Raw genomic sequence first — 22,117 nt, 5'->3', positions numbered from 1 at the left:
GTAGAGTCCGTTCACAAAGGAACGGCAATGAAGAAACGATTTACGGAAGAACAGATCATCGGGGTGCTGAAGGAGGCCGAGGCAGGGGCCAAGGTTGCCGAACTGTGCCGCAAGCACGGGATCTCGGAGGCCACTTACTACAACTGGAAGGCGAAGTTCGGCGGTATGACCGTTTCGGACGCCCAGCGACTGAAGGAGCTGGAGCAAGAGAACAACAAGCTCAAGAAGCTGTTGGCTGAATCGATGCTGGACAAGGCTGCGCTTCAGGACCTTTTGAGCCGAAAGTAACAAGCCCGCAGGCCAAACGCGAAGCGGTCAGAACGTTGATGACCGAGCGCGGCATGGGTATCACCCGGGCCTGCGGGCTGGTAGGCATTTCCCGGTCGCTGTTCGCTTATGAAAGTAAGCGTACGGGCGACGTGGCATTGACCGAGCGCATGAAGGAGATGGCAGCGCTCAAGCGACGCTACGGCTATCGGCGCATCCATATTCTGCTTCGCCGTGAAGGCTGGCAGACGAATCACAAGCGGGTCTGGCGGCTTTACAGCCAAGCCGGCTTGAGCGTTCGTAAGCGTCGCCGCAAGCGCATCGCTCCCGCAGAACGGGTAGTTCGTCCCGTTGCGACGGCGCCGAATCAGAGCTGGTCGATGGACTTCGTGTCCGACGGTCTGGCCTATGGCCGCAGGTTCCGGTGCTTGAACATCGTCGATGACTACACGCGCGAGTGTCTTGCCATCGAGGTCGATACATCACTGCCGGGATTGCGGGTGGCGCAGGTGCTGCAACGGCTTGCGGAACTGCGTGGGTTGCCCAAATCCATCACCGTGGACAACGGCCCGGAGTTTGCTGGCAGAGCCTTGGATGCTTGGGCCTATCAGGTCGGCGTGAAGCTGTCGTTCATCAGACCAGGCAAGCCCGTGGAGAATGCATACATCGAGAGCTTCAACGGAAAATTCCGCGATGAATGCCTGAATGAGCATTGGTTCATGTCGCTGCGCCAAGCCAAATCCTTGATCGAAGACTGGCGCGTCGAGTACAACACCGAACGCCCGCATAGCGCGCTGGGATACTTAACGCCGGAGCAGTTTGCTCAGGCGCACCGGCAACAACGGTTTTTAACTCTGGACTCTATGTCGGTGCCGTACTAAGTCTGGGGGCAGGTCCGTAACGGCCTTCCAACGAGCTGACAACCTAGGCCCCCGCTGTTACCGGTAATTTCCTGGACAGTACAGTGGGGTATAGCCTGAAGTCCGGTCGCCTATTCGGTATCATTGAAGTTGATTGATAATAGATCAGCGCTTCGCAAATCGCCCGAATCTTGCCCCAAAGGGCGTAACTTACTGACGGTAAAAGCGGCGGTAGAGCCCTATGTTAATCACAGCCAAACCCCTTAACCACACGGGTTTAGGCGGCCTGTTGATGATCGAGTGGGAATAAATTAACGTCATGTCAGGTCGTTTCATGCCGTCCGGAATACGCATGAAAATCCAGCCCTGACAGGCAGTTAGCGTTCCACGGCATCTCAAGCCGCCTCAGCAAAGCCCGTCGGAACCGACGGTATTGTTGGTGGCATCACAAAGCCGGACCTTGAACGACCAGGATTGGTACCGTCAAATGACTTGACGGTACCAAGGTCTCTGGTTTCGTTGAGGGATGTGATGCTTACCGACTTGAAATTGAAGGCGCTCAAGCCCACGGGAAAAGATCTACAAGATCACCGATCAGCGGCTTCTACGCAGCCGTGACGCGTACCGGGGTCATCAGCTTCCGGTACGACTACCGAATCGGGACGCGTCGAGAAACCTTGGTGATAGGCAATACGACTCGGGCCTGGGGGCGCGCAGCGTTGAGCGCGGCGACAGCCCTTCGCGCGGCAAGGCGGAGATGCGCCTGAAGGCTGCCGCGGAGCTGACCTTTGGGGCGTGGGCGAACAGGTATGTCGAGGAAGCCAAGTTGGCCGACTCGACCAAGGCGATGCAAAGGTCGGTCTATGACCGACACTCGGAAAAGGACTTCAGCAGGCTGAAGTTGGAAAAGATTCACTCTTGATTCGAGACCCTGCCTGCCGTTGCTGTAGACGCCTTGCAAAAATCCAGCTGATCCTTGGATGCGCCGGCAATGATTGGGGGTGAGCGCATGGCAGCGCTAAGAAAGGGCACGATTTGCCTCAGAGAGCAGGCAAAGTCGCTGGCGGAGCAGAGCCCGTCGGAAATCACCTCGATGCGACCTGTGTCTGCAAGAGCATATTGGTAGGCGCCGAGCATGAACATGAAGCGCCAGGACACGTCTTCGCGGGACAGGTCGGTGAGGCTGCGCGCGAACGCCGCGACGAAGCGCATTGACGATTCATCGTAGAGGCGCTGGCGCAGTTCGTGGCCAAAGCGCGTGCCGTCGAGTTGCAGATGAGCCTGCATGCGCAGAAACGCACGTCCGCTATCACCACTCGTTGCCAACCGGAATGCGGGTGCCAAAAAAATCTCGATGAGGCGCTCTACCGGGATTGGCGCCCCCTTCGCCGCGGCTTCTTCCGTGTCGAGCAGTCGCATGCGTTCTTCGACCAGTGGTGAGCCGCAGCGCAGGTACGTCTCCTGGAACAAGGCTTCTTTGCTTCGAAAGAAGTAATGGATCATGCCTTGGTTGACCCCGGCACTGTCGGCTACGTTGCGCAACGAACAGCCCGTGAAGCCAAGTTCGCCGAAAAGGCGTTCGGCCGCGTTCAGGATGCTTTCGCGCGCGTCGCTCTTGCGCCGTCGGCGTTGAGGTTGCTCGGCCGCAGTTGTCATGTGGTCTGGATCGATCTTCGGACTCATAGCTTGGCTGTTGTGCCTCTCACAGAAGGGGGTATGCGCGTGTCGGCAGTGATGGGTTTGTCTCCTGCCTGATCGGGTGGGCTCGCCACACGATTAGTTATTCGAAAGACTAATGATGAAATACCACCCCGCGTTCGTCTAGTGGTCTCCAACTGTGACTAGAGGCAGTTCAACGGACCATCGCAGCACATTGCCTTCACATTGGCGATTTGGCTGCCATGTCGCCAACGCCCACCGCCTATGCCTTCTAGGGGTTTTTACCATATCGACTTAGTCATTCGAATAACTAAAAATTAGCGCAACCCATACCTGCTTGTTGAGGAGACAAACATGCTGAGGTTCGCGCTACGGTTCGCCGTGCTTGGCTTGACCCTGTCCTTGGCGGCTTTGCCCGCAATAGCCCAGTATCCAGAGCGGCCCATTCGCCTGGTGGTGCCCTATGCGCCTGGCGGGGGAACAGACAATGTCGCTCGGCTGTTGGCCGCGAAACTCGGCGCCCGTCTGACTCAGCCCGTCGTCGTCGAGAACAAGGCGGGGGCCAACGGCATCATTGGATCGGACGCCGTGGCTAAATCCCCGGCCGATGGCTACACGCTCCTTTTGGCAGGACTTGGGCCGTTGGCCGTCAATCCGAGCCTCTTCCAGAAGATGCCGTATGAGCCCGCCCGCGCTTTCGCTCCCATCGTGAAGGTTTCGTCGGCGGCCCTGGTGCTGGTTGTCCCCGGCGTATCGAAAGACGGGCTCAAGGAGATCGTCGCAGGCGCAAAGAGCAAACCCGGCGAACTCAATATCGCAAATGCCGGAGAAGGGTCACCTCAACACATCTGCGCCGAGCTGTTCGCGCGCTCTGCCGGCATCAGGGTGAACCACATCCCCTACAAGGGCGCGGCGCCCGCTGTCACCGACTTGCTGGGGGGAGCGTGCAAGCGCTGTGTGACAACGTGGGCACTGTCCGGGCTTTCGTTCAGTCCGGCAAGGTCAAAGCCCTGGCCGTGTCGACTCGCCAGCGGGCGCAGGCGCTGCCGGATGTGCCCACCTTCGAGGAGCAGGGGCTGGCTGGCGTTGACTTCTCTTTGTGGTTCATGCTGGTGGCACCCGCTGGCACACCGGAGGAAGTCGTGACTCGCCTTAATACAGAAATCAACGCCATCCTCAAGCAGCCCGACGTGATCCGGACACTTCAAGACAACGGAAGCGAGGCCGCCGGAGGTTCGGTCGCAGAGGCATCGGAATTCCTGGCGAAGGAAAACCGTGCCTGGCCGGAACTGGTGCGCTCCATCGGTCTGACCAGACAGTAGCGCCGTTCACGAACTCTCGACCTCATTTCTCCAAGGACCTGCCTCAATGAGACTTATCGATCTGTCCGTCGCCATCGAGAACGACCTGCCAGTGGACCGGCCGGGGAATGGCCCAAAGATCCGGTATCAGAACCACCAGGAGACCTTCGAGGCTCTGGCCAAGCCTTTTGCTGGATTGCGCCCCGAAGACCTCCCCGACGGCGAGGCGTGGGCAGTCGAGCGTCTGGACCTGTCGACGCACAACGGGACGCACATGGACGCGCCGTGGCACTACGCATCGACGATGAATCGCGGCGAGCGCGCCGCGACCATCGACGAAGTGCCGTTGGACTGGTGCTACAGGCCCGGCGTCAAGCTGGACTTCCGGCACCTGCCGGACGGCCATGTGGTACGTGCCAGGGAGGTCGAGGATGAACTGACGCGCATCAACCATGACTTGCAACCCCTGGACGTCGTGCTGGTGAACACGGGCGCCGCGGCGCGCTACGGCCAAGATGATTACTTGGACAGCGGCTGCGGCATGGGACGCGAAGCGACGCTGTACCTGACCGAACGTGGCGTCCGGGTCGTAGGTACCGATGCCTGGTCCTGGGATGCCCCGTTCAGCCACACCGCCCGGCGCTTCCGCGAAACCCAAGATGCGTCGCTGATCTGGGAAGGCCACAAGGCGGGTCGGGAGATCGGCTACTTCCAGATGGAGAAGGTGAGCAACTTGCACCTGTTGCCCTCCACGGGCTTTCAGGTGATCTGCTTCCCCGTGAAGATCCGTGCCGCTTCGGCGGGGTGGGTCCGCGCAGTGGCTGTCTTGCCCTGACCAACCTACGAACCCTCAAACTTGGAGTACCCGCATGAATGCGAATGACCTGACTGGAACCTGGTTCCTGGGAGAGGCGTATGCCGTCGGCCCCCGGGGGGAGCGCCTGTACGACGTCTACGGCGCACGGCCGTCGGGCGTCATCCACTACGGCGACGACGGGCGCATGATGGCGCTCATCACTCACGACGGTCGAGAGCGGCTTGACGGCGACCGGCAGGCCGCGCCGGAAGCGCAGCGTGCACAGGCCTATAAGTCCTCCATTGCCTATGCCGGACGCTTCACGCTGGAAGCCGGTTGGATCTCGCATTGGGTCGACGTCTCCACCTATCCGAACTGGGTGGGGACGGCGCTTCGCCGCGCACTGAGCTTCGAGCAGGGCGACGCGGTCTTGACGACCGCACCGCAAATGCAAGACGGTGTCGAAACCGTCATCAAGCTGGTGTGGCGCCGCCAGCCTGTCGAGTCCTGAGTTCCATTGTTCATACATGGCAGCCCATCATGTCCAAGCCCTCTCGCAAGATCATCGTCACCTGTGCCGTGACCGGCGCCATCCACACGCCGACCATGTCGGACGCGTTGCCCTATCGCCCCGAGGACATTGCGCGCCAGGCCATTGATGCGGCGCAGGCGGGCGCCGCCGTGCTTCACCTGCACGCACGCAATCCGGAGAACGGCTCTGTGTCGATTGACTCCGAGCACTTCCTCGGCTTCCTGCCCTCGATCAAGGCGTCGACGAACGCGGTGGTCAACCTCTCTACAGGCGGCAGCCTTCGCAATACCGTGGCGGAGCGCATCGCGCCCGCAAAGCGTTTTTCGCCCGAGATGTGCTCGTTGAACATGGGTAGCATGAACTTCTCGATGCATCCCCTGGCGCAGCGTTATAAAAAGTGGAAGTTTGACTGGGAAGAGTCGTACCTGCGGGAATCGGACAGCTACATCTTTAGCAACACCTTCCGCGACATCGGGATGGTGGCCGAAGAACTAGGCCAGGAGCACCGCGTCAAGTTCGAGCACGAGTGCTATGACGTGGGACACCTATACAACCTGAAGTTCTGCCTGGACTCCGGTATGTTCAAGGCGCCGATCTTCATTCAGTTCGTCCTGGGCATTTTGGGCGGTATCGGTGCTGACCTGGAGAACCTGGTCTTCATGAAGCGCACGGCCGACAAGCTGTTCGGCGACCAGTACCAGTGGTCCGTGCTGGGTGCGGGGGCCAGTCAGATGAGTCTAGCCACAGCAGCGGCAACGATGGGTGGCCACGTGCGTGTCGGGCTTGAAGACTCGCTGCAGATCTCTCGAGGGCAACTGGCGGAATCGAACGCGCAGCAGGTACGCAAGGTGCGTGAACTGCTTGAAAGTCTGGGGCACGAAATCGCGACGCCCGATGAAGCGAGAGAGATTCTGTCGCTCAAGGGAGCTGCGGCCGTGAAGTTCTGACGTGCCTATGCAGCCGTCTTCCGGTTGAGGCGTCACGACCCGGCCGGGAAGGTGTTCCTGGAGCGGGCGACGCGAATATTCGAGGCCTTGAGGCAGGCGCGTGACGGCGTCAAGTCCGCCGCCAGCGGGTGTCGAGGACTGTTGGGCATCGCATTGAGCAGTTACAGTGATCGGCTCATCCCGAGTTTGGAGCCCGCCGAATGCCCGAAGCCTCCTTGGTACCGGAATTTCTCAAAGACTTTGCCTTGAAGCGCAATTTCGCCGTTCATGACTGCGTTTATGGCTCGATCAACCTGGGCAGGTCCTTTCCCATTGAGCAGTCATGTGGCGCGGTCTACGGAATATGGGCCAGTTCCCCTACACCCATCAGGACCGGCCTCGCTCCCATACCCGGCTACCCTCAGTGGTATCCGGTTTATTGGGGCAAGGACATCACGCCAGTCAGCCGTTTGAAGGCGCATGTCCAAGGTCATCAGAATGGAAACATCAATCTGCCAAGCATTCCCGAACTGGAGAATTTACCCCTGGTCTTTGGTTCCATTTTTGTTGCCCACTATGATGAGTTCGAGCGTTTGCTGCACGCGGGCTTTCCGCCGTTGCGTGGCACGCCCCAGGCCGGGCGTCAGTCGACGGTCGTGAAAGTGCGTGCGTGATAGCCCGTGCGCCATCAGGCCAAGTGGCCGGCCGCGTCCCCCGGCGTGCCAAGGGATGGTGGCGTTCCTGGTTTCCTTGACGGGCAGTGGGGTGCCGCTACGGACATGAGTCGCAGGCACAGGTGCCTTCCTCCGGTTCGCGTGCAATTCTTGTCCATGGAGCCGGATGGCGCGCAAGCAGGGTTGATTGAGTATTCCCGAGTCAAAGAAACCGTGACCGAATCACGTCCACATCGAACGGCGTAATCCCCTGGTGAGGCGCAAATACGGTCTCGGCCTGCTGCGGCGTTTCCACCCGTTCCCCCCGCGCGCGTACATGCAGATCAAACAGCGTCTCCAGATCCGGCCGGGGCGTATGCACCAATGCCCGCAGCATCAAGGACACCCCGCTCAGATTGTTCCGCACATTGTTCCAGCGCGGCGTGGACGTCAGCCCCAGGTCGGCCCAGATCACGCGGCGTTCCTGCAGGTCCATCACGAAAGGCAGGCAGATCTGCGTGTCCGACGCGATGTCGATCCGGTCGACCACCGTGCGTGGCTCGTACACTTCGCCCGAGGCCAGATCGGCGCGTGCCATCCAGCCGGCGAAGCACTCGGGCAGGTCGCAATACGGCTGCCGGGTGTAGGAGTTGATGGACGTGACGACGTAGCGGATGCCTTTCTCGACGAGGGCGTCGATGTCCAGGTCGATGAACTCCGAGGCGCCTTGCGGGGCGTCGACGATGTCGCCGCTGTGGTAGCCGCCGAAGCCCTTCAGGTTGTAGTACGCGACCGTCTGCATGAACAAGAAATTGGCGTCGAAGAAAGCGGCGGACAGGTCGATGTCCGTGCGCGCGCGGCCGTTCTTCCACCACAGGAACAGGCGGATGAAGCGCGTGTCCGGCAGCGGCAGGCAACTGCCGCACACCAGCGTGCGCAATGACTTCGATGCGGCGCGCTGCGCCAGCGGCACGATGTAGTCGCGCAGCGCGGGGTCGACGAAGCAGCGGCCCAGCGGCGGCAGCGAGGCGAAGCGCTTGACGAGCGCGTCCTGGCAGATCCGGGCCGCGCGCGCCAGCACTTCGGGCGCCAGCGGCTCACGGCGATCCTGGATGCCGTAGACCTTGGCCAGTGCGCCCTTGGGCGTGAAGGCCCGCAAGGGCAGGGGGCGGGGCGCCCGGGTCTGGGCCAGCACCTGCAGCAGGATCGGCGTGGACGCTTGCGCCGCCACCGTTTCGAATGCGTCCAGCACGGCGTCCGGTTCGGTCGAGCGGCGCAAGGTCACATCCAGCCGGCGCGCGAATTCGCCGGGACGTTGTTGCAGCAGGGGCGTGAGCGCGGCGATGTGCCGTTGGGCCAGCAGCGTCTCGACGCGCGACCCGAACGAGGCCGGCGCGTCGTTGCGCCGCGCCGCCGTGATGGCCGCCAGGGCGCGCGGGTATTTGTCGGCATAGTCGCCCGGGTGCAGCACTTCGGCCAGGCGCTTCCAGCGCTCGGCGTGGCGCATCACGTCTTCCACTGCGTTGGGCGCGCGATCGAGCAGGCGCAGCAGCAGGCGGCGCAAGCCGCGCTTCATCGGCGCGAAGCGTGTCGTCGCCGTGGTCAGCGACACATCTCCGCCGCTCAGGGCCACCGCCAGCCGCAGCGCGTCGGTCGCGGTCTCGACGTTGCGATCCAGGAATTCGTCCACCCGCGCATCGCCCGCCACGTGCTGGACCAGCGCGCCGCCAACCAGCGCGCGGATCTCGCGGAACGGCACGTCCCCGGGCAGCAGGCGGAAGACATCGCCGCGGTATTGCCGGATGAACCAGGCAACATCGGCGGCGTCCACCTCGGACAGCGAGGTGCGCGACGAGACCAGCGGCGCCAGCAGCGACTCGAATTCAGCGACGCGGCCCAGTTCGATGAGCCAGGGCACGAGCTTGCCCTCGAGCAATGGCGGGCGGGCATGCTCGTGCGCCGGCAGGCGGCGCAGCGTGAGGTAATGCATGACGGCCGTCAGGTACAGCTCGGCCTTCGAGGCTTTCAGCACCTGCTCGGGGAAGCCCGGATAGAACGGCTGGTGCTGCACGTGCGCGCCGACCCGGCGGCGCAGCACGCCAAGCATGTCGCGCAGCCAGCGCGCGAGTTCATCGGCGGACAGCATGCCGATCCGCTCGATCACCGACTCGGACAGGATGCAGTGGAACGCCGCGATTTCCTGGATGGCCGACGCGACCTGGGCGCGCGTGGCGCCGCCAGAACCCACGGGGACGTGGACCTTGGTGGCGCGGCGCAGGAACAGTTCCTGATTCATGCTTGCCTTGCTCCGGTGGCTCGCCGCTGCGAGCGAGCGGCGGCGTCATGGCGACGCCGATGTGAAAACGCCTGCGTGACGCAGGCGCGGTGTGGAGAGCGGGACCCCTAGGTAATCAGGGTGAGAAGGAAGGTGTCCCATAGCCACGAGGGGCATTGTACGGAAGGCCGGGCTTGCTTGCCAGATGGTGATGCGTTATATAGGTCTATAAAGATCATAAAAGTGATACTTATAAAGAAAAAATCTAGATAAAGAGCAGAGAAATGTCATTTAATTTGGCATCCACCGCCGAGATCCTGCGGGCCTTGGGCTCACGGCTGCGCATCCAGCGGTTGGCCCAGGGTCTGCCTCAGCGCGAGCTGGCGCAGATGGCCGGCCTGTCGCTCGGCGCGTTGCGCAAGCTGGAAGGCAGCGGCCAGTCATCGCTGGAGACCTTGATCCGCGTGACGCAGGCCTTGGGACTCGTGGATGAGCTGCAGGATCTGTTCGTGCTCAGGCGCCAATCCATCGCCCAGATGGCGCAGGCGGAATCCGCCGGGCAACGACAACGGGCGCCTCGTCGGAGCAAGACATGAAGCAGCTGGCCGTTCATTACTGTGGCTGGGGCGAGGACTGGCTCCTGGGGCTCCTGGCCGATGACGGCGCCACGCTGCTGTTTGAATACGCGTCCGAGGCCCTGGCGCAGGGACTGGAGCTGTCGCCGCTGCATCTGAAGCTGCGCGCTCCGGCCTACGGGGATTTTCCGCCTTATCTGCATCGGTTGCCCGGCCTGATGGCGGACAGCCTGCCCGATGGCTGGGGGCTGCTGCTGATGGATCGTTTGTTCCGCCGCCAGGGATTGCGTCATCCTGGGCCCCTGGATCGGCTGGCATTCATCGGGGACCGCGCCATGGGCGCGCTGCGCTTCGTGCCGGCGGCCGATCCGCATGCCGTGGAGCCCGACTGGAGCCTGCTGGCCCTGGCCCGGGAAAGCGAGCGGGCTCTGGCTGGAGAGGCGGGCGTTGCCTTGCGCGAACTGGCGCTGACCGGCGGGTCTCCGCAAGGCGCGCGGCCCAAGGCCTTGGTGCAGCACGACGCCGCGACCGGTCACGTCAGCACGCGCGGCGATGCGCCCGGCGTTCCCTGGTTGGTGAAGTTTCCGGCGCAGGGCGAGCATAAGGAGGTATGCGCCGTCGAACAGCTGTATGCCGAGCTGGCCCGCGATTGCGGCCTGGAGGTGCCAGCCAGCGCCTTGTTCGATCTGTCGTCCAGGCTTGCCGCCTTTGGCGTGGCGCGCTTCGACCGGGAACGAGGCATGCGCGTGCCCGTGCATAGCCTGGCGGGCCTGCTGCAGGTGGATTTCCGCATGCCGGGCAGCACGGACTACACGACCTTGCTGCGGGCCACCCGGTTGTTGACGCGCGATGAGCGCGAGGTCGAGAAGGCCTATGCGCGTGCCGTCTTCAACGTGTTGTTTCACAACCAGGACGATCATCCGAAGAACTTTGCATGGCGTCTCGGGCAGGATCGGCGTTGGCGATTGGCGCCCGCATTCGACCTGACGTTCAGCCACGGACCGATGGGACAGCATCACATGGATGTGTGCGGCGAAGGCGCCGCGGTGGGACGGGATCACTTGCTGCGGCTGGCCAGGGAGGGCGGGGTAGGCATGCCCATGGCAGAAGCCACGCTCGACCGGATGGTTGAGCAGGCGGCGGCCTTCGCCGGACGCGCCGAGGCGTTTCCGATTCGTCGCGCCACGGTGCGGCGGATGAGCATCGCGATAGCGGCCAGCCGCGCGCGGATTCAAGGCGTTCGACGGGGAAATTGACATATCGGTAATTTCCGATATGATCCCGCCATGGACTTGCTAGACATTTTCAAAGCCCTCTCGAACCGCACCCGCCTCGACATCCTCAAAGGCCTGAAGGATCCCGAGCGGCACTTCCCGCCGCAGGACGAGGGCGACGTGCATACGGTGGGCGTGTGCGTCAGCAGCATCCAGGAAGGCGTCGGGCTGTCGCAGTCCACGGTGTCCGACTATCTGGCCACCCTGCAACGCGCGGGCCTGGTCGAGGCCCGGCGCATCGGCCAGTGGACCTACTACAAGCGCAATGAAGCCAACATCAGCGCCTTTGCCAAGCTGATCGGGAAAGAGCTCTGAATTTTTTTGCCGGTAAATATCGGAAAATCTCGATATCCCTTTTTATCGAAATTAGGAGTTGAAATGAAAGCAATCGTGCTCAAGTCATTCGGCGGCCCCGAGTCGTTCGAACTATGCGACGTGCCCAAGCCCGTGCCGCAGGCGGGGCAGGTGCTGGTGCGGGTGCATGCCACGTCGATCAATCCGCTGGATTACCAGGTCCGTCGCGGCGACTATCCCGATCTGGTGCCCTTGCCGGCCATTACCGGCCACGATGTCTCGGGCGTGGTCGAGGCTGTCGGGGCTGGGGTGACGGCCTACGCGCCGGGAGATGAGGTCTGGTACACGCCGCAGATCTTCGAGGGGCAGGGCAGCTACGCCGAGTACCACGTGGCCGCCGAGAGCATCGTCGGCAGGAAGCCCGCCGCGCTGAGTCATCTGGAGGCGGCCAGCCTGAGCCTGGTGGGCGGGACGGCCTGGGAGGCGCTGGTCGCGCGCGCGGGGCTGCGGGTGGGGGAGAGCATCCTGATCCACGGCGGCGCCGGCGGGGTCGGCCACGTGGCGATCCAGCTTGCCAAGGCCACCGGCGCCCGGGTGCTCACGACCGTGCGCGAAGCGAACTTCGCCTTCGCGCGCGAGATGGGCGCGGACGTGGTGATCGACTATGAAAAGGAGGACTATATCGACGCCGTATTGCGGGCCACGGATGGCCGGGGCGTGGATGTCGTGTTCGATACCATCGGCGGCGATGCCTTGTCGCGCAGTCCCGACGCGCTGGCGCAGCTGGGCCGCGTGGTGTCGATCGTGGACATCGCGCAGCCGCAGAACCTGATCCAGGCCTGGGGCAAGAACGCGGCCTATCACTTCGTGTTCACCCGGCAGAATCGCGGCAAGCTCGATGAGCTGAGCGCATTGGTGGCGCAGGGCCGGCTGCGGCCGCATGTGGGGGCGGTCTATGCGCTGGCCGATGTTCCGGCCGCGCATGCGCGGCTGGAGAGCCGCAACAACGGGGTGCGGGGGAAGATCGCGATTGAGGTGGCGCCCGCCTAGCGAGCGGGGCGCTTGCCGCGTCGGGTGGCGCGCGGTTTGGTGGCCGGGAATCAGCGCAGGATCTGCCGTAGGGCAGTACTCGCCGGCTACGTGCCCGCAATCAGAAATTCTTCGGCGCTCGACAAGCTCAAGCCGTCCGTTCGCCCCGCGAAGTACCGCTGCGCGAGCACGGCGGGCGCGACGTGCCGGACATCGCGGAACCCCGCCTCCCGCGCCATCGCCATGATCTGGGCCGGCGCATAGAAGCTGATGAACGGCGTCCCGCTGGCGCGGGCGCCCTTGACGGCCATTTCGATGCCGGGCCGGACCTCGGGCGCCATCTGTTCCACCGGCAGCATGAACGTCATGGCGAGCGTGGAGCCGGGCGCCAGCGCGGCCACCTGTCGAAACGTGGCCAGCGTCGCGTCCCGGGTCAGATACATGCTGACGCCCGTGGAAGCGACGAAGGCCGGGCGCGTCGCATCGAAGCCCGCCTCGGCCAGCGCTTGCCAGGCGGAAGCGCCGGCCTCGAAGTCCACCGGGACCAGTTGCAGCCATTCCGGCACGCCGTAACCCAGCTCGACCAGTCGCCGGCGCTTCCATTCCTGCGGCGCGGGCTGGTCCACTTCGAACACACGCATGCGGCTGGCGATGTCGGGCCGGCGCTGGGCGAAGCTGTCCAGGCCCGCGCCCAGGATCACGTACTGCGCGACGCCCTGGGCGGCCTGTTCCAGCACCAGGTCTTCCACGAAACGCGCCCGCGCGACCATGGACGCGCGGAAGGTCCGGGTGAAGATCGGATCCATGTCGGGGCGCTCGCGCCAGCTGTCCGGCGGGGCCAGCAGCCGCAGGCCGATGTCGTCCTCGAAGACATGCGGCGGCGCATCGGCTTGCAGATGCAGGGCGCGCCACAGCGCGGTGCGCTCGGCCGTGCTGTCTGGGCTGGGGGCTTTGCTGTTCGGCATGGCGGTCGCTCCGCTTTTACTTGGGCGCCTGCAGGCTCCAGACACGGCCGTCGGGATCGCGCACCGTCATCTCCTGCGTGCCCCAATGGGTGTCCTGGAAGGGGGAGACGACTTCGACGCCGGGGTCCAGCTGGAGCGCCCGGGCATCGGCGACTTTCATCACCAGCTGCATGGCTGGCGCCTGGTCGGCGGGCACTTCGGCGATGAAGAGGTAGGGGCCCGGGCCGTTGCGGAGCTGGCCGGAGTTGTGGTCGGTTTCGAAGTCGAGCGTGTAGCCCAGGGACTGGAAGAATTTGGCCGACCTGCCCCAGTTGTGGGTCGTCAGGAATATGGCTTCTACACCTTCGGTTTTCATGGGATGGCTCCTAGTTTGGGTCGGCGGGCTTGTCGGCGTGATCGGCCAGATAGGCCCGCAGGGCTTCGGCGACCAGGGCCGACAGCGAAAGCTCGGCTTCGATCGCATGGTGCTTGACCTCCCGGATCAGGCTGACCGGCAGGTACACGTTGAACTGTTTGACGCTGTCATCACTCATGTTGCTATGATGCTAGCAAGCTATATTTTTTGTCAATGCCGTTTGCCGGCACGCTTTGTCGATACGTTTCGTCAACGTCGTCAAACGGTCACCCAGTCAGGCTGTGATGGTCGGACGCGGCAGGGGCAAGCCGCCCGACGGCGTCTCGAAGCGCTCCCGCAGCGAGGCTGGCGCCGTGGCGGCGCCGGCCCGTCCTGCCGCGCAGGCCGGGCCCAACCGCCGACGCCAGTTAACATGTGACCCAATGACCACGCAGCTGACCGTCTCACCGGCGCAGTCGTCCCATGGCGGACGCCCGCCTCAGCCAGAAGATCACCCGTTCCCGTCCCGGATCGCGACGGCGGCGGATCATCGCGGCGTCCAGTCCGCATCAAGGAGTCCCTGAATGGCGGAGCTGGCTTATGCCTATCTTGCCCCTTCCGAATTCGCGCAGCGCCCGGGCCAGGCCGACCTGAGCCTGGCCACCAGCGGCGGCGTCGCGCCGTCGGGCGCGGTGGCGCATCCCTTCTTCTTTTCCGGTTTCGTGGCGCAGCCGGCCGTGGTGGCGCAAGCGCTGCTGATGCTGGCGCGGGTGGCGCGCACGCGGTTCTATGTGCCGCCCAATACCCTGGCGGCGGTGCTGCGGGCGGCCGATCCGGTCGTGACGTCCACGCCCGAGGGCCTGCGCTTCGAGTCGTTCAGCGTGTGCTGCGGCGTGTATGCGCGCCTGGACGTGGACGCGGCGGCGCTGGACGCCACGCACGTGGCGCCGGGCGTGACCAATGTGGATGTGAATCCGCCGCTGCGCCAGGCGCTGGCGGGGCTGCGGGCGTCGGAGCCCCTGCACCTGAACGTGGGCAGTGATGCCTTGCGCGTGTCGACCGGAGCGGGCGAGATTGTCGAGGAAAAGGTGCCGCTGCCCACGCGCTGGCTCAAGGGTTTTGCCGAGACGCAGATGCTGTCGGCGGGCATGGCGTGCCGCCATGCGCTGACGGGGGCGGCCTTGCGCCAGTTCGTGCAGGCGCTGCCGCGGTCATCGTCGACCAAGACCGTGATGTGGGCGACCCAGGCGGCCCGCTCGCTGCGGCTGGCCACGCAGGCGACGCCCGGCGCGGTCTGCGTGGCGGGGCCGGAGCGGCTGCGCGTGCTGGAGCCCTTGTTGCGTTATGCCACCGCGCTGCGCGCCTATGGCGCGGAGACGGCGGCGGGCGCGCTGCCGCTGGCCAGCGCCTGGGTGCTGGAGCTGCCCGGCGCGCGGGTCACGCTGGGTCTGAGCCCGGAAAAGGCGCGGGGGTTCTCGGGCGAGGGCGCGGTGCTGCATCTGGTCGCGGGCGGCGATGCGAATGAGGACGCGGCGTTCGTGTCGACGCTGCTGGCTTTCGAGCCGCGCATCGATATCGCGCAGCTGGCCGCCCGGGCCCTGTTGCCCGACGCGCAGATCGCGTCCGCGCTGGGCGTGCTGGCGTCTTCCGGCCAGGTGGGGTTCGATCTGGCGGCGGGCGCGTACTTCCATCGCCCGCTGCCGGTGCAGGCGGGGCTGCTGGATACGTTGCATCCCCGGTTGGCCGAGGCGCGCAAGCTGGTGGCCGGCGGCGGGGTGCGGCGCGAAGGCGAGGGGCAGTACACGGTGCAATCGGCGCAGCAGCGCTACCGGATCGCGCTGGGCGCCGAGCCCGCGCAAGACCGTTGCACCTGCCCCTGGCACGCCAAGTATCAAGGCACGCGCGGGCCGTGCAAGCACACGCTGGCGGTGCGCATGTTTCTTGATCCCCTCAATGCGCCTGGAGCCGGAGCATGACCTTGAACCTGACCGAACGCCGCGCGGCGCTGCGCGAGGCCGCCGGCGGCGGCGACGCGGCGGATATCGCGCCGTTCGCGCGCGCGCTGGACGGCGCGGACGAGGACGAGCGCGCCGCGCTGGCCAAGGCCTTGCCGCCATCGCGCCTGTTCAACGCGGAGGGGCCGACGCCCCGGGCTTGCTTTGTGCTGGCCGCATTGGGCAAACCCAAGCTCGTGGCGGAGACGCTGGCGCCGGCGGACATGGAACGCAAGCGCGAATATGGCGCGCGCCACGGCGAGATGACGCCGGCCGTGATCGAGGCGGCAGCCGGACGGGACGCAACGTGGCGCGCCGCGTTCGTCGAGCTGTTAGCGGAGCAGTACTGGTGGGGTGAGCATCTGGCATGGCCGGTATGCCACGCGCTGGTCCGGCTGGACGGCGATGCGCCCTTGTCGGCGGCGTATCTGCGGTGCTTCGTGAGACAGGTCAGCGCCGTCGGCGCGGACGGGCAGCTGGACGCGGACCACGGCAAGCTCATGGCCGCGCACCTGCGGGCGCATCCCGATTGGATCGGGCGTGAATTCTGGGCCTTGTTCCGGGTCGAGGGCATGGGCGCCGATTACCAGCTCGTCGAGCGCACCGGGCCGGCTTGGGAAGCGGCCGTCCTGGCGTTGTGCCAGGAAGAGCCGGCGTTCCGCGAGCGGCTGCTGGTCGAGTCGAGGGAAGCGCTGCTGCGAGATTTTTCAGCGAAGAGCATCGCCTGGTACTTGCGCATGCATCGCCTGGCCGATCCGGCCGCGCACGAGGTCGTCGCCAGCCAGCACGCGTATCTCGCCGTGCTGGCCACGGCGCCCAGCACGGCGGTGGGCCTGGCCCAGGACATGCTCAAACGTGCCGTCGGGCTGCTGGACGCGGACGCGATGATCGATGCCGGGGCCGCCGTCCTGACGCGTGCGGAGAAGAAGCTGGTCAAGGCCCAGCTGGGGCTGTTCGCCGCGCTCAGGACCGATGCCGGGCAGCGCAACCGCCTTTCGCGGATCGTCGGCGAGGCGCTGGAAGGCATGCCGCTGGACCTCGCGCCGCTGGCGCGCAAGCTGGTGGACTCGTCGGACGAGACGCAGCGGGCCGCCACGGATGGCGAGACGGGCGCGCGGGAAGAGGGGGCGGCCCAGGCAGTCACGATACCGCCGCCGCGTCGCGAACCGTTGCCGGATCTGCCCGACCACACGCTCGCCATCGTCGATGACGAGGCATTGCATGCCTTGATCCGCGCGCAGTTCGAGGGCGCCGGAGACGGCGCCGAGTTGCCTCGCCTCTTCGCCCATCTGGCCAGCCGTCCGCAACTGCAACTGCCGGAGGCGCTGCGACACCGCGCCGCCGAGATCATCGAGTCGGTGTGGGACGAGCGCAATGCCTCGCCGCGACGCCTGCTGGCCGCCGCGCTGCTGGGCCGGGATGACGTCAGTTTCCAGGGCTATGCCCGCTATGTCGTGGCCAGCGCGGGCAAGCCGGATCCCGTGGGCGTGGCATTGCAGGAAAACACGTTCACCAGCCAAAGCTACGACGTGGCGACCGGCGACTGGACGATCCGCGAGACCTGGACCTCCCGCTCGGGCTACCAATATCTGCCGACGCATGCGCCGCTGGCTCTGCTGGCCGGCGTCTTTCACGAACTGCGGGCCAGCCGGGCGCGGGGCGAGCCGTTCATTCCGCCGGTGGCCGTCCCCGGCCAGCGCTTCGTCTGGGAACGGGTGCTGGCCGAGCCGGGCGCAGGGACTTTCTCGCGCGACTTGCAGGTGTTGGGAGAAGTGCCCAAGCCGTTCTGGATGGCGGCGGCCGACGCTTCCACATCGCCTGCCCTGGATGTCGCCGACGTGCCCGCCGAATTCACCTTCCGCGCCCAGGAGGCGCGGGAACAGGACGGCTACGACCAGGTGGTGCAATGGACGGCCTGGCTGCTGCGATCCAACCCCGACACGCTGGCCGCGCACTTCCATCCGATGTTGTGCGCGGCGGTGAATGTGATCAACGTGCGCGGCCTGGGGCCGCTGCTGGCGGCGCTGGGCGCGTCCCGCAGGGCGCCGGGCGGACCCGTGTACTCGGCCTTGGCGCTGGCCGCGTCGGCGAAGATGACCGAGCAGCGCGCCCAGGCGGCGGAAGCGATCGCGCGCTTGGCCGACGTTGGCCTGCTGGATCCCGCGCCGTTCGCCGAGCAGATCGCGGCGCACCTGGCGGACGGTTTCGCCTTGGCCGGGCGGCTGGCGCAGACGCTGGCCGACGCGGCCTCCATTAGCGCGCTCGCCGGCTGCCGCGCGCTGCAGACGCTGGAGGCGCTGCTGCCCAGGCTGGTCGATGCCGACGGCAAGCCGATGGCCCAGGCCGCCAAGCTCATCGAGCTTGCCGCGCGCCTGTCCAACGACTATGGCATGCCGATAGCCTTGCCCGCCACGCTGGCGGCGCGCCGCAAGGGCGCGTCGGTGCTGGCGGTGACCTTGCGCAGCCTGGAAACCGTCGCGCCGCGCGCGACGCCCTTGGCCGAAACCGCCGCTGCCGCCGCGCAGCGCACTCACGAGGAATAGCCGCTCGCATGACGACTTACGAAAATATCTTGGGCTACTACCGCGACCTGGCGCGGCTGGTCGAGGAAGGCGCGAGCTTGCGCGCGTTGTACGACGCCATGCTGGGCGTGCAGTCGGCAGACCTGCGCGCGGTGGACGCCTCGCCCAGGCGGCTGCGCGAGATGGCGCAAGGCTGGTCACAGCGCCCGAATTTCGTGCCGATCCGCCTGAACGAGCTGTTCAACGGGCTCCAGGTCGAGCACACCGATGACTACGTGCTGGCCATGGTCGGCGGGCTGGGCGGGCGGCACGAGCAGGAAGTGCGGCTGTTCATGCTGCGCCATGACCACGCGCTGCGCGATCAGGTGTTCTGGCGGGTCTTCGAGGTGGAAGGCGGCGGCGAGATCTCGCTGGCCAACATCGACAAGTTCTCGCGCGAGGAATTCAACTGGCACAACACGGTCGTGCTGCTGGCCAACGAAGGCACGCTGGAGCGGGGCCGCGTGCTGCGCGGCTGCCTGGAGGCGCTCAACCGGGATTTCTCCGCCTATCGCGCCGGCTGGTTCTCGCGCGTGTATGCGTCCCTGGCGCCCACGCCCGAAGAAACGGCGGCGGACCAGCCGCTGCTGCGCCTGTGTCTGGGTTCGTCGATCACCGCCACTGTCTCGCTGGGCGTCAAGCAGCTGGAGGTCCTGCACAAGCACGGCCTGCTCGACGCCGCGCCCTTCGTGCAAGCTTGCGGCGGCGCTTTTTCGGGGCCGAAGGCGGCGGCGCTGTCGGTGCTGCGCATGCTGGAGGCGCTGGGCGCGCGGGCCGCGGTCGAGTCCGACGCGGTGGCGCAGGCGCTGGCTTTGGGCCAGGGGCATCCGCATGCCGACGTGCAGCGGGCGGCGGTGAAGGCGCTGGCCAAGCTGGGCCGTGAGGATCTGGCGCATCAGCAGCGCGACGCGCTGGCGCCGGCGGTGGCGGCAATGCTGTCGGACGCCGGGGCCGGGAGCGCGGCAGGGGAACGGCTGGCGGCGGGCGGCCAAGCCCCGCCTTCGTCCAACGCGCTTCCCGGCTTGCCGCCGCCCGCGCCGCTGCGCCCCTGGACCGACGAGGATGCCCAGGAACGCTATGCCGCGCTGCTGGAAGCGCCCGCCGACGCGCTGGAGTTCGAGCTGGCGCTGGCCTGGCTGGCGACGTCCGGGCAGGTGGCGGCCACGATCGCGCCCCTGGCGAAGCGGGCGCGCCACCTTGCCGAGCGCGACGAACAGCACTACGCGGCTGCGCTGCTGCTGGCGGCGCACGATCCCGCGAGCGCGTTCCTGCCGCGAAAGTTCTGGCAAAACACCAGGAGCCGGCAGGTCGATGGCGAGTGGGTGCGGGAGAATGTGGGCGAACCCAAGGCGCTGCCCAGCGCCGAGGAAACCACCATGCTGCCCAGTTTCGTCACCCGGCTGCGCGAGGTGGCGGGGATCGTGCAGGGCAGGGCGTCGCGCCGTCCGCTGCTGGCCACGCCCACCGACACGCAGGGCTGGGTCGATGCCGATGTTCTGCTGGCCCGTTACGAGGCGGGCAAGGAGAGTGGCGCGCCGTTCCCGGTGGATCTGACCCAGGCCTTGCTGCGCGTGCCGCCCGAACAGCGCGCGCGCGTGGTCGAGGCCACCGGCGGCGCGTGGCCGCGGATCACCGACACCTTGCGGATCGAGTGGCACAGCCGTGGGTCGGAAACCTTGAAGGCCGATGGCTCTCCGCAATGGGTGTGGTGGCACCCCGAGATCCAAGCGGAGCCCATGGAAGCGCCTTCGGCCACGCAGCCGGCGCTGATTCCGTCGGGCCCGCTGCGCTACAACGACGGCGTCGACGCCCATGCGCTGGTCTGCGCCGAACTCGGCCTGGCCCATCCGGCGTCGACTTTGCCGCTGACGGCCGCCAATCTGGGGCTGATGAATGTCGCGGCGAGCGATGACGCCGAGCACCGCGCGGCCGCCATCCTGCGCGTGCTGGCCACGCATCCGGGCGCCTGGCGGTCCGAAACGGCCCAATTGCTGGCCCTGGGCATGGCGGCCAAGCAGGCCGGGGTGCGCGCGCAGGCGGTGGAAGTGTTCGCCGCCGCGATCCCGGGCCGCGTGGACGCGGCGGCCGTGGCGCAGGCTTTTGCCGCCTGCGCGCCCGCCATCGTTCTGACGCGCTGGGCGGAGTCCTTCGCGGACGCCGCGACGCTCGCGCCCGCCGCCGTCATCGCGGTGCTGGGCGGCCTGCTGCCGCGCCTGGACACCAAGGCGCGCGGCATCGGCGCGCTGCTGACGGTGCTGCTGGATGAGTCGCTGCGCCACGCGCGTCCGGTCGAGGATGTGGACCTGCGCGGCTGGCTGGCGGGCTTTGCCGGCGGGTCCGCCGCCGCCAAGGCCGCCAAGGCGCTGTTGGCGTTGGGGACGCCATAGCGCGTCCGTTCGCTTCCGCCGGCCCGCCGCGATCAGCGATATAGTGATGTGCCTTCAAGGTTCCCGCTCGCGCGGCGAGCCAGTATTTGTCTTTGATTCAGGAAGCCTGCATGACCCGGACCGCCGAACAGTTTCACGAACGCATGTGGGATATTCTGGATCCCGTTGACACCGAGTACTTCGAGGTCGTGGCCGCGCCCGCGCCCGACGCGCAGGCGATATCCAGCCTGGAGGCCGCTGTCGGCTTCCCGCTGCCGGCGGCGTTCGCGGCCTTCTGTCAGCGCGCCAACGGCCTGTGCGTGATGGCGCGCGAGGAAGTCTGGCCGCATGCGAAGGAATTCGAGGTCGGCCCCGCCTGGACCTTCTGGCGCGGCCTGGTGCTGCTGGGCATCGATGCGCCGGAACTGCCCGAATGGGCCAGCATCTCGGCGCAGCAGCGCCAGCTGGCCGAGGCCGGCCTGCCCGGCATCCTGCCCGTGCTGAAGATCGTGGGCGACGGCAGCCGGATCTGGGGCGTGGATCAGGCGGGAACGGTCGTGGTGATCGACGACATGACCGTTCCGGAGCCGCTGGAAGGCGATCTCACCGACCTCTATGCCGAACAGATCGCCGAGCTGATGCAGCGTCAGCAGGACATGGCGCAGCGATTGGCTGAGCGCGCAACGCGCAAGCAGGGCAAGCTGCCGGGATAGGGCTTGGCGGGACGCCGGCTGATCCCTGGCTCGATCAACATCTCTCGAATCACTTCAAACCGCTCAAGACCACACATGATCCGTTTACCGAGCAAAGTCGCCGCCTTGGCCGCAGGCATGCTGATGACGCTGGCGTGCCAGGCGCAGTCACCAACACAGCAACCCGCGCGGGAGACGCCCGCGTCGTCGACAACGCCATCGGCGCAGTCGCCTACCGTCGGCGCCTGGCGCAAGGTGTCCGATGCGCAGTTCAATCAGCAATACCGTTTCTCGATGCTGCCCGGCGTGGTCGCCGCGGGCGGCAAGAGGGCGGTGTACGACTACCAGGCCGGCAAGATCGTGTGCTGCCTGGTCGTGGTCGGGCCGGAGATCAGCGAGGCCGAGCTGGACAGCAACTACGGCATTCCGGGCCCGTGGATCACCGATCTGGTCAATGGCTGGAACCTGGACGCCGCGCCGTACCGGCCCCGCGTGCAGCTGCTGCGCGCCGAAGGCGCCTTGCTCGACTACGAATTCTCGGACATGGCCGACGAGCTGGGCGGCCTGCTGCTGCCCGCCCAGGCCCGGGCGGTGGCGCCGCGCACGCTGGAACTCGATGGCCAGCGTTACAGCGTGACGCGCAAGGATGTGCCGCTGGCCAGCGACGACGGCATGGTGCATGCCTATGCGCTGCGTCCGGCCCAGGGTGGCAAGCCCCTGGCGGTCGAGGTTCCCTACGGGATCTATTGAGCGCGATCGTGGCG

General features: G+C 66.1%; 19 protein-coding genes and 1 pseudogene. 15 read left to right on the top strand and 5 right to left on the bottom strand.

Translation table 11 applies throughout. The features are described from left to right. Positions 1 to 27 precede the first annotated feature (27 nt). Positions 28 to 1,148, top strand: a protein-coding gene (locus tag C2U31_RS22790) for an IS3 family transposase (RefSeq protein ID WP_103274870.1) whose coding sequence is annotated in 2 segments (ribosomal slippage) — positions 28 to 286 and positions 286 to 1,148 — 1,122 coding nt in all. Because the reading frame shifts where the segments join, the coding sequence is not laid out codon by codon here. Positions 1,149 to 2,039: 891 nt separating this feature from the next. Here C2U31_RS22790 and C2U31_RS22780 read toward each other — a convergent pair. Further along, positions 2,040 to 2,810: a TetR/AcrR family transcriptional regulator gene (locus C2U31_RS22780; protein WP_103274869.1), complete on the bottom strand. Its 771-nt coding sequence runs from the start codon at positions 2,808 to 2,810 to the stop codon at positions 2,040 to 2,042. Between the two features lie 330 nt (positions 2,811 to 3,140). Here C2U31_RS22780 and C2U31_RS31275 point away from each other — a divergent pair. The 5 genes and pseudogenes from C2U31_RS31275 to C2U31_RS30640 all read left to right on the top strand — a co-directional run bounded on the left by C2U31_RS31275 (position 3,141) and on the right by C2U31_RS30640 (position 7,015). Continuing rightward, positions 3,141 to 4,108: pseudogene (locus C2U31_RS31275) on the top strand (Bug family tripartite tricarboxylate transporter substrate binding protein). 46 nt (positions 4,109 to 4,154) lie between these two features. After that, positions 4,155 to 4,922 carry a cyclase family protein gene (locus C2U31_RS22770; protein ID WP_103274867.1) on the top strand — a complete coding sequence of 256 codons (768 nt, stop codon included), beginning with the start codon at positions 4,155 to 4,157 and terminating at the stop codon, positions 4,920 to 4,922. 34 nt (positions 4,923 to 4,956) lie between these two features. After that, positions 4,957 to 5,394: a lipocalin-like domain-containing protein gene (locus C2U31_RS22765; RefSeq protein ID WP_103274866.1), complete on the top strand. Its 438-nt coding sequence runs from the start codon at positions 4,957 to 4,959 to the stop codon at positions 5,392 to 5,394. Positions 5,395 to 5,423: 29 nt separating this feature from the next. Continuing rightward, positions 5,424 to 6,362 carry a 3-keto-5-aminohexanoate cleavage protein gene (locus C2U31_RS22760; protein WP_103274865.1) on the top strand — a complete coding sequence of 313 codons (939 nt, stop codon included), beginning with the start codon at positions 5,424 to 5,426 and terminating at the stop codon, positions 6,360 to 6,362. A gap of 200 nt (positions 6,363 to 6,562) precedes the next feature. Continuing rightward, complete coding sequence (locus C2U31_RS30640) at positions 6,563 to 7,015, top strand: hypothetical protein (RefSeq protein WP_158658438.1); 453 nt, start codon at positions 6,563 to 6,565, stop codon at positions 7,013 to 7,015. Between the two features lie 202 nt (positions 7,016 to 7,217). Here C2U31_RS30640 and C2U31_RS22750 read toward each other — a convergent pair whose 3' ends face one another. Then, positions 7,218 to 9,290, bottom strand: coding sequence for a TerD family protein (locus C2U31_RS22750; RefSeq protein ID WP_103274864.1), 2,073 nt, complete (start codon positions 9,288 to 9,290; stop codon positions 7,218 to 7,220). A gap of 263 nt (positions 9,291 to 9,553) precedes the next feature. Here C2U31_RS22750 and C2U31_RS22745 point away from each other — a divergent pair, with 263 nt between their 5' ends. From C2U31_RS22745 to C2U31_RS22730, 4 genes are all read left to right on the top strand, one after another. After that, the gene (locus C2U31_RS22745) at positions 9,554 to 9,865 is read left to right on the top strand and encodes a helix-turn-helix domain-containing protein (RefSeq protein ID WP_103274863.1); all 312 of its coding nucleotides are present in this window, start codon (positions 9,554 to 9,556) and stop codon (positions 9,863 to 9,865) included. Continuing rightward, on the top strand, positions 9,862 to 11,100 hold the full coding sequence (locus C2U31_RS22740) for a type II toxin-antitoxin system HipA family toxin (protein ID WP_103274862.1): 1,239 nt from the start codon (positions 9,862 to 9,864) through the stop codon (positions 11,098 to 11,100). The genes C2U31_RS22745 and C2U31_RS22740 overlap by 4 nt, the downstream gene beginning before the upstream one ends. 30 nt (positions 11,101 to 11,130) lie before the next feature. After that, positions 11,131 to 11,433 (top strand): helix-turn-helix transcriptional regulator, encoded by a 303-nt coding sequence (locus tag C2U31_RS22735; RefSeq protein WP_103274861.1) that lies wholly within the window; start codon positions 11,131 to 11,133, stop codon positions 11,431 to 11,433. A gap of 63 nt (positions 11,434 to 11,496) precedes the next feature. Then, a complete protein-coding gene (locus C2U31_RS22730; protein ID WP_103274860.1) occupies positions 11,497 to 12,462 on the top strand; it encodes a zinc-dependent alcohol dehydrogenase family protein in 966 nt (321 codons plus the stop codon). A gap of 86 nt (positions 12,463 to 12,548) precedes the next feature. Here the strand turns inward: C2U31_RS22730 and C2U31_RS22725 are convergent, their stop codons facing one another. From C2U31_RS22725 to C2U31_RS22715, 3 genes are read right to left on the bottom strand one after another with little or no spacing between them, the layout of a single operon-like run. Beyond that, positions 12,549 to 13,406: a class I SAM-dependent methyltransferase gene (locus C2U31_RS22725; protein WP_103274859.1), complete on the bottom strand. Its 858-nt coding sequence runs from the start codon at positions 13,404 to 13,406 to the stop codon at positions 12,549 to 12,551. A gap of 16 nt (positions 13,407 to 13,422) precedes the next feature. Beyond that, the gene (locus tag C2U31_RS22720) at positions 13,423 to 13,761 is read right to left on the bottom strand and encodes a glyoxalase/bleomycin resistance/extradiol dioxygenase family protein (protein ID WP_103274858.1); all 339 of its coding nucleotides are present in this window, start codon (positions 13,759 to 13,761) and stop codon (positions 13,423 to 13,425) included. Between the two features lie 10 nt (positions 13,762 to 13,771). Then, positions 13,772 to 13,939, bottom strand: coding sequence for a CopG family transcriptional regulator (locus tag C2U31_RS22715; RefSeq protein ID WP_103274857.1), 168 nt, complete (start codon positions 13,937 to 13,939; stop codon positions 13,772 to 13,774). 385 nt (positions 13,940 to 14,324) lie between these two features. On the opposite strand from C2U31_RS22715, the gene C2U31_RS22710 reads away from it, so the two are divergent. From C2U31_RS22710 to C2U31_RS22690, 5 genes are all read left to right on the top strand, one after another. Further along, on the top strand, positions 14,325 to 15,716 hold the full coding sequence (locus C2U31_RS22710) for an SWIM zinc finger family protein (protein WP_103274856.1): 1,392 nt from the start codon (positions 14,325 to 14,327) through the stop codon (positions 15,714 to 15,716). Further along, positions 15,713 to 18,277 carry a DUF6493 family protein gene (locus C2U31_RS22705; protein WP_103274855.1) on the top strand — a complete coding sequence of 855 codons (2,565 nt, stop codon included), beginning with the start codon at positions 15,713 to 15,715 and terminating at the stop codon, positions 18,275 to 18,277. Before C2U31_RS22710 ends, C2U31_RS22705 begins: the two co-directional genes overlap by 4 nt. An 8-nt stretch (positions 18,278 to 18,285) precedes the next feature. Next, positions 18,286 to 20,682, top strand: coding sequence for a DUF6493 family protein (locus C2U31_RS22700; RefSeq protein ID WP_103274854.1), 2,397 nt, complete (start codon positions 18,286 to 18,288; stop codon positions 20,680 to 20,682). A gap of 110 nt (positions 20,683 to 20,792) precedes the next feature. Next, positions 20,793 to 21,374 (top strand): SMI1/KNR4 family protein, encoded by a 582-nt coding sequence (locus tag C2U31_RS22695; RefSeq protein ID WP_103274853.1) that lies wholly within the window; start codon positions 20,793 to 20,795, stop codon positions 21,372 to 21,374. A gap of 75 nt (positions 21,375 to 21,449) precedes the next feature. Then, positions 21,450 to 22,103: a hypothetical protein gene (locus C2U31_RS22690; protein ID WP_103274852.1), complete on the top strand. Its 654-nt coding sequence runs from the start codon at positions 21,450 to 21,452 to the stop codon at positions 22,101 to 22,103. Positions 22,104 to 22,117: the final 14 nt, after the last annotated feature.

Origin of the sequence: Achromobacter sp. AONIH1 (genome assembly GCF_002902905.1) — a bacterium.
GTDB lineage: Bacteria > Pseudomonadota > Gammaproteobacteria > Burkholderiales > Burkholderiaceae_B > Achromobacter.
The sequence above is the reverse complement of the archived record's forward strand: the minus strand, read 5'-3'. Positions and strand labels throughout refer to the sequence as shown.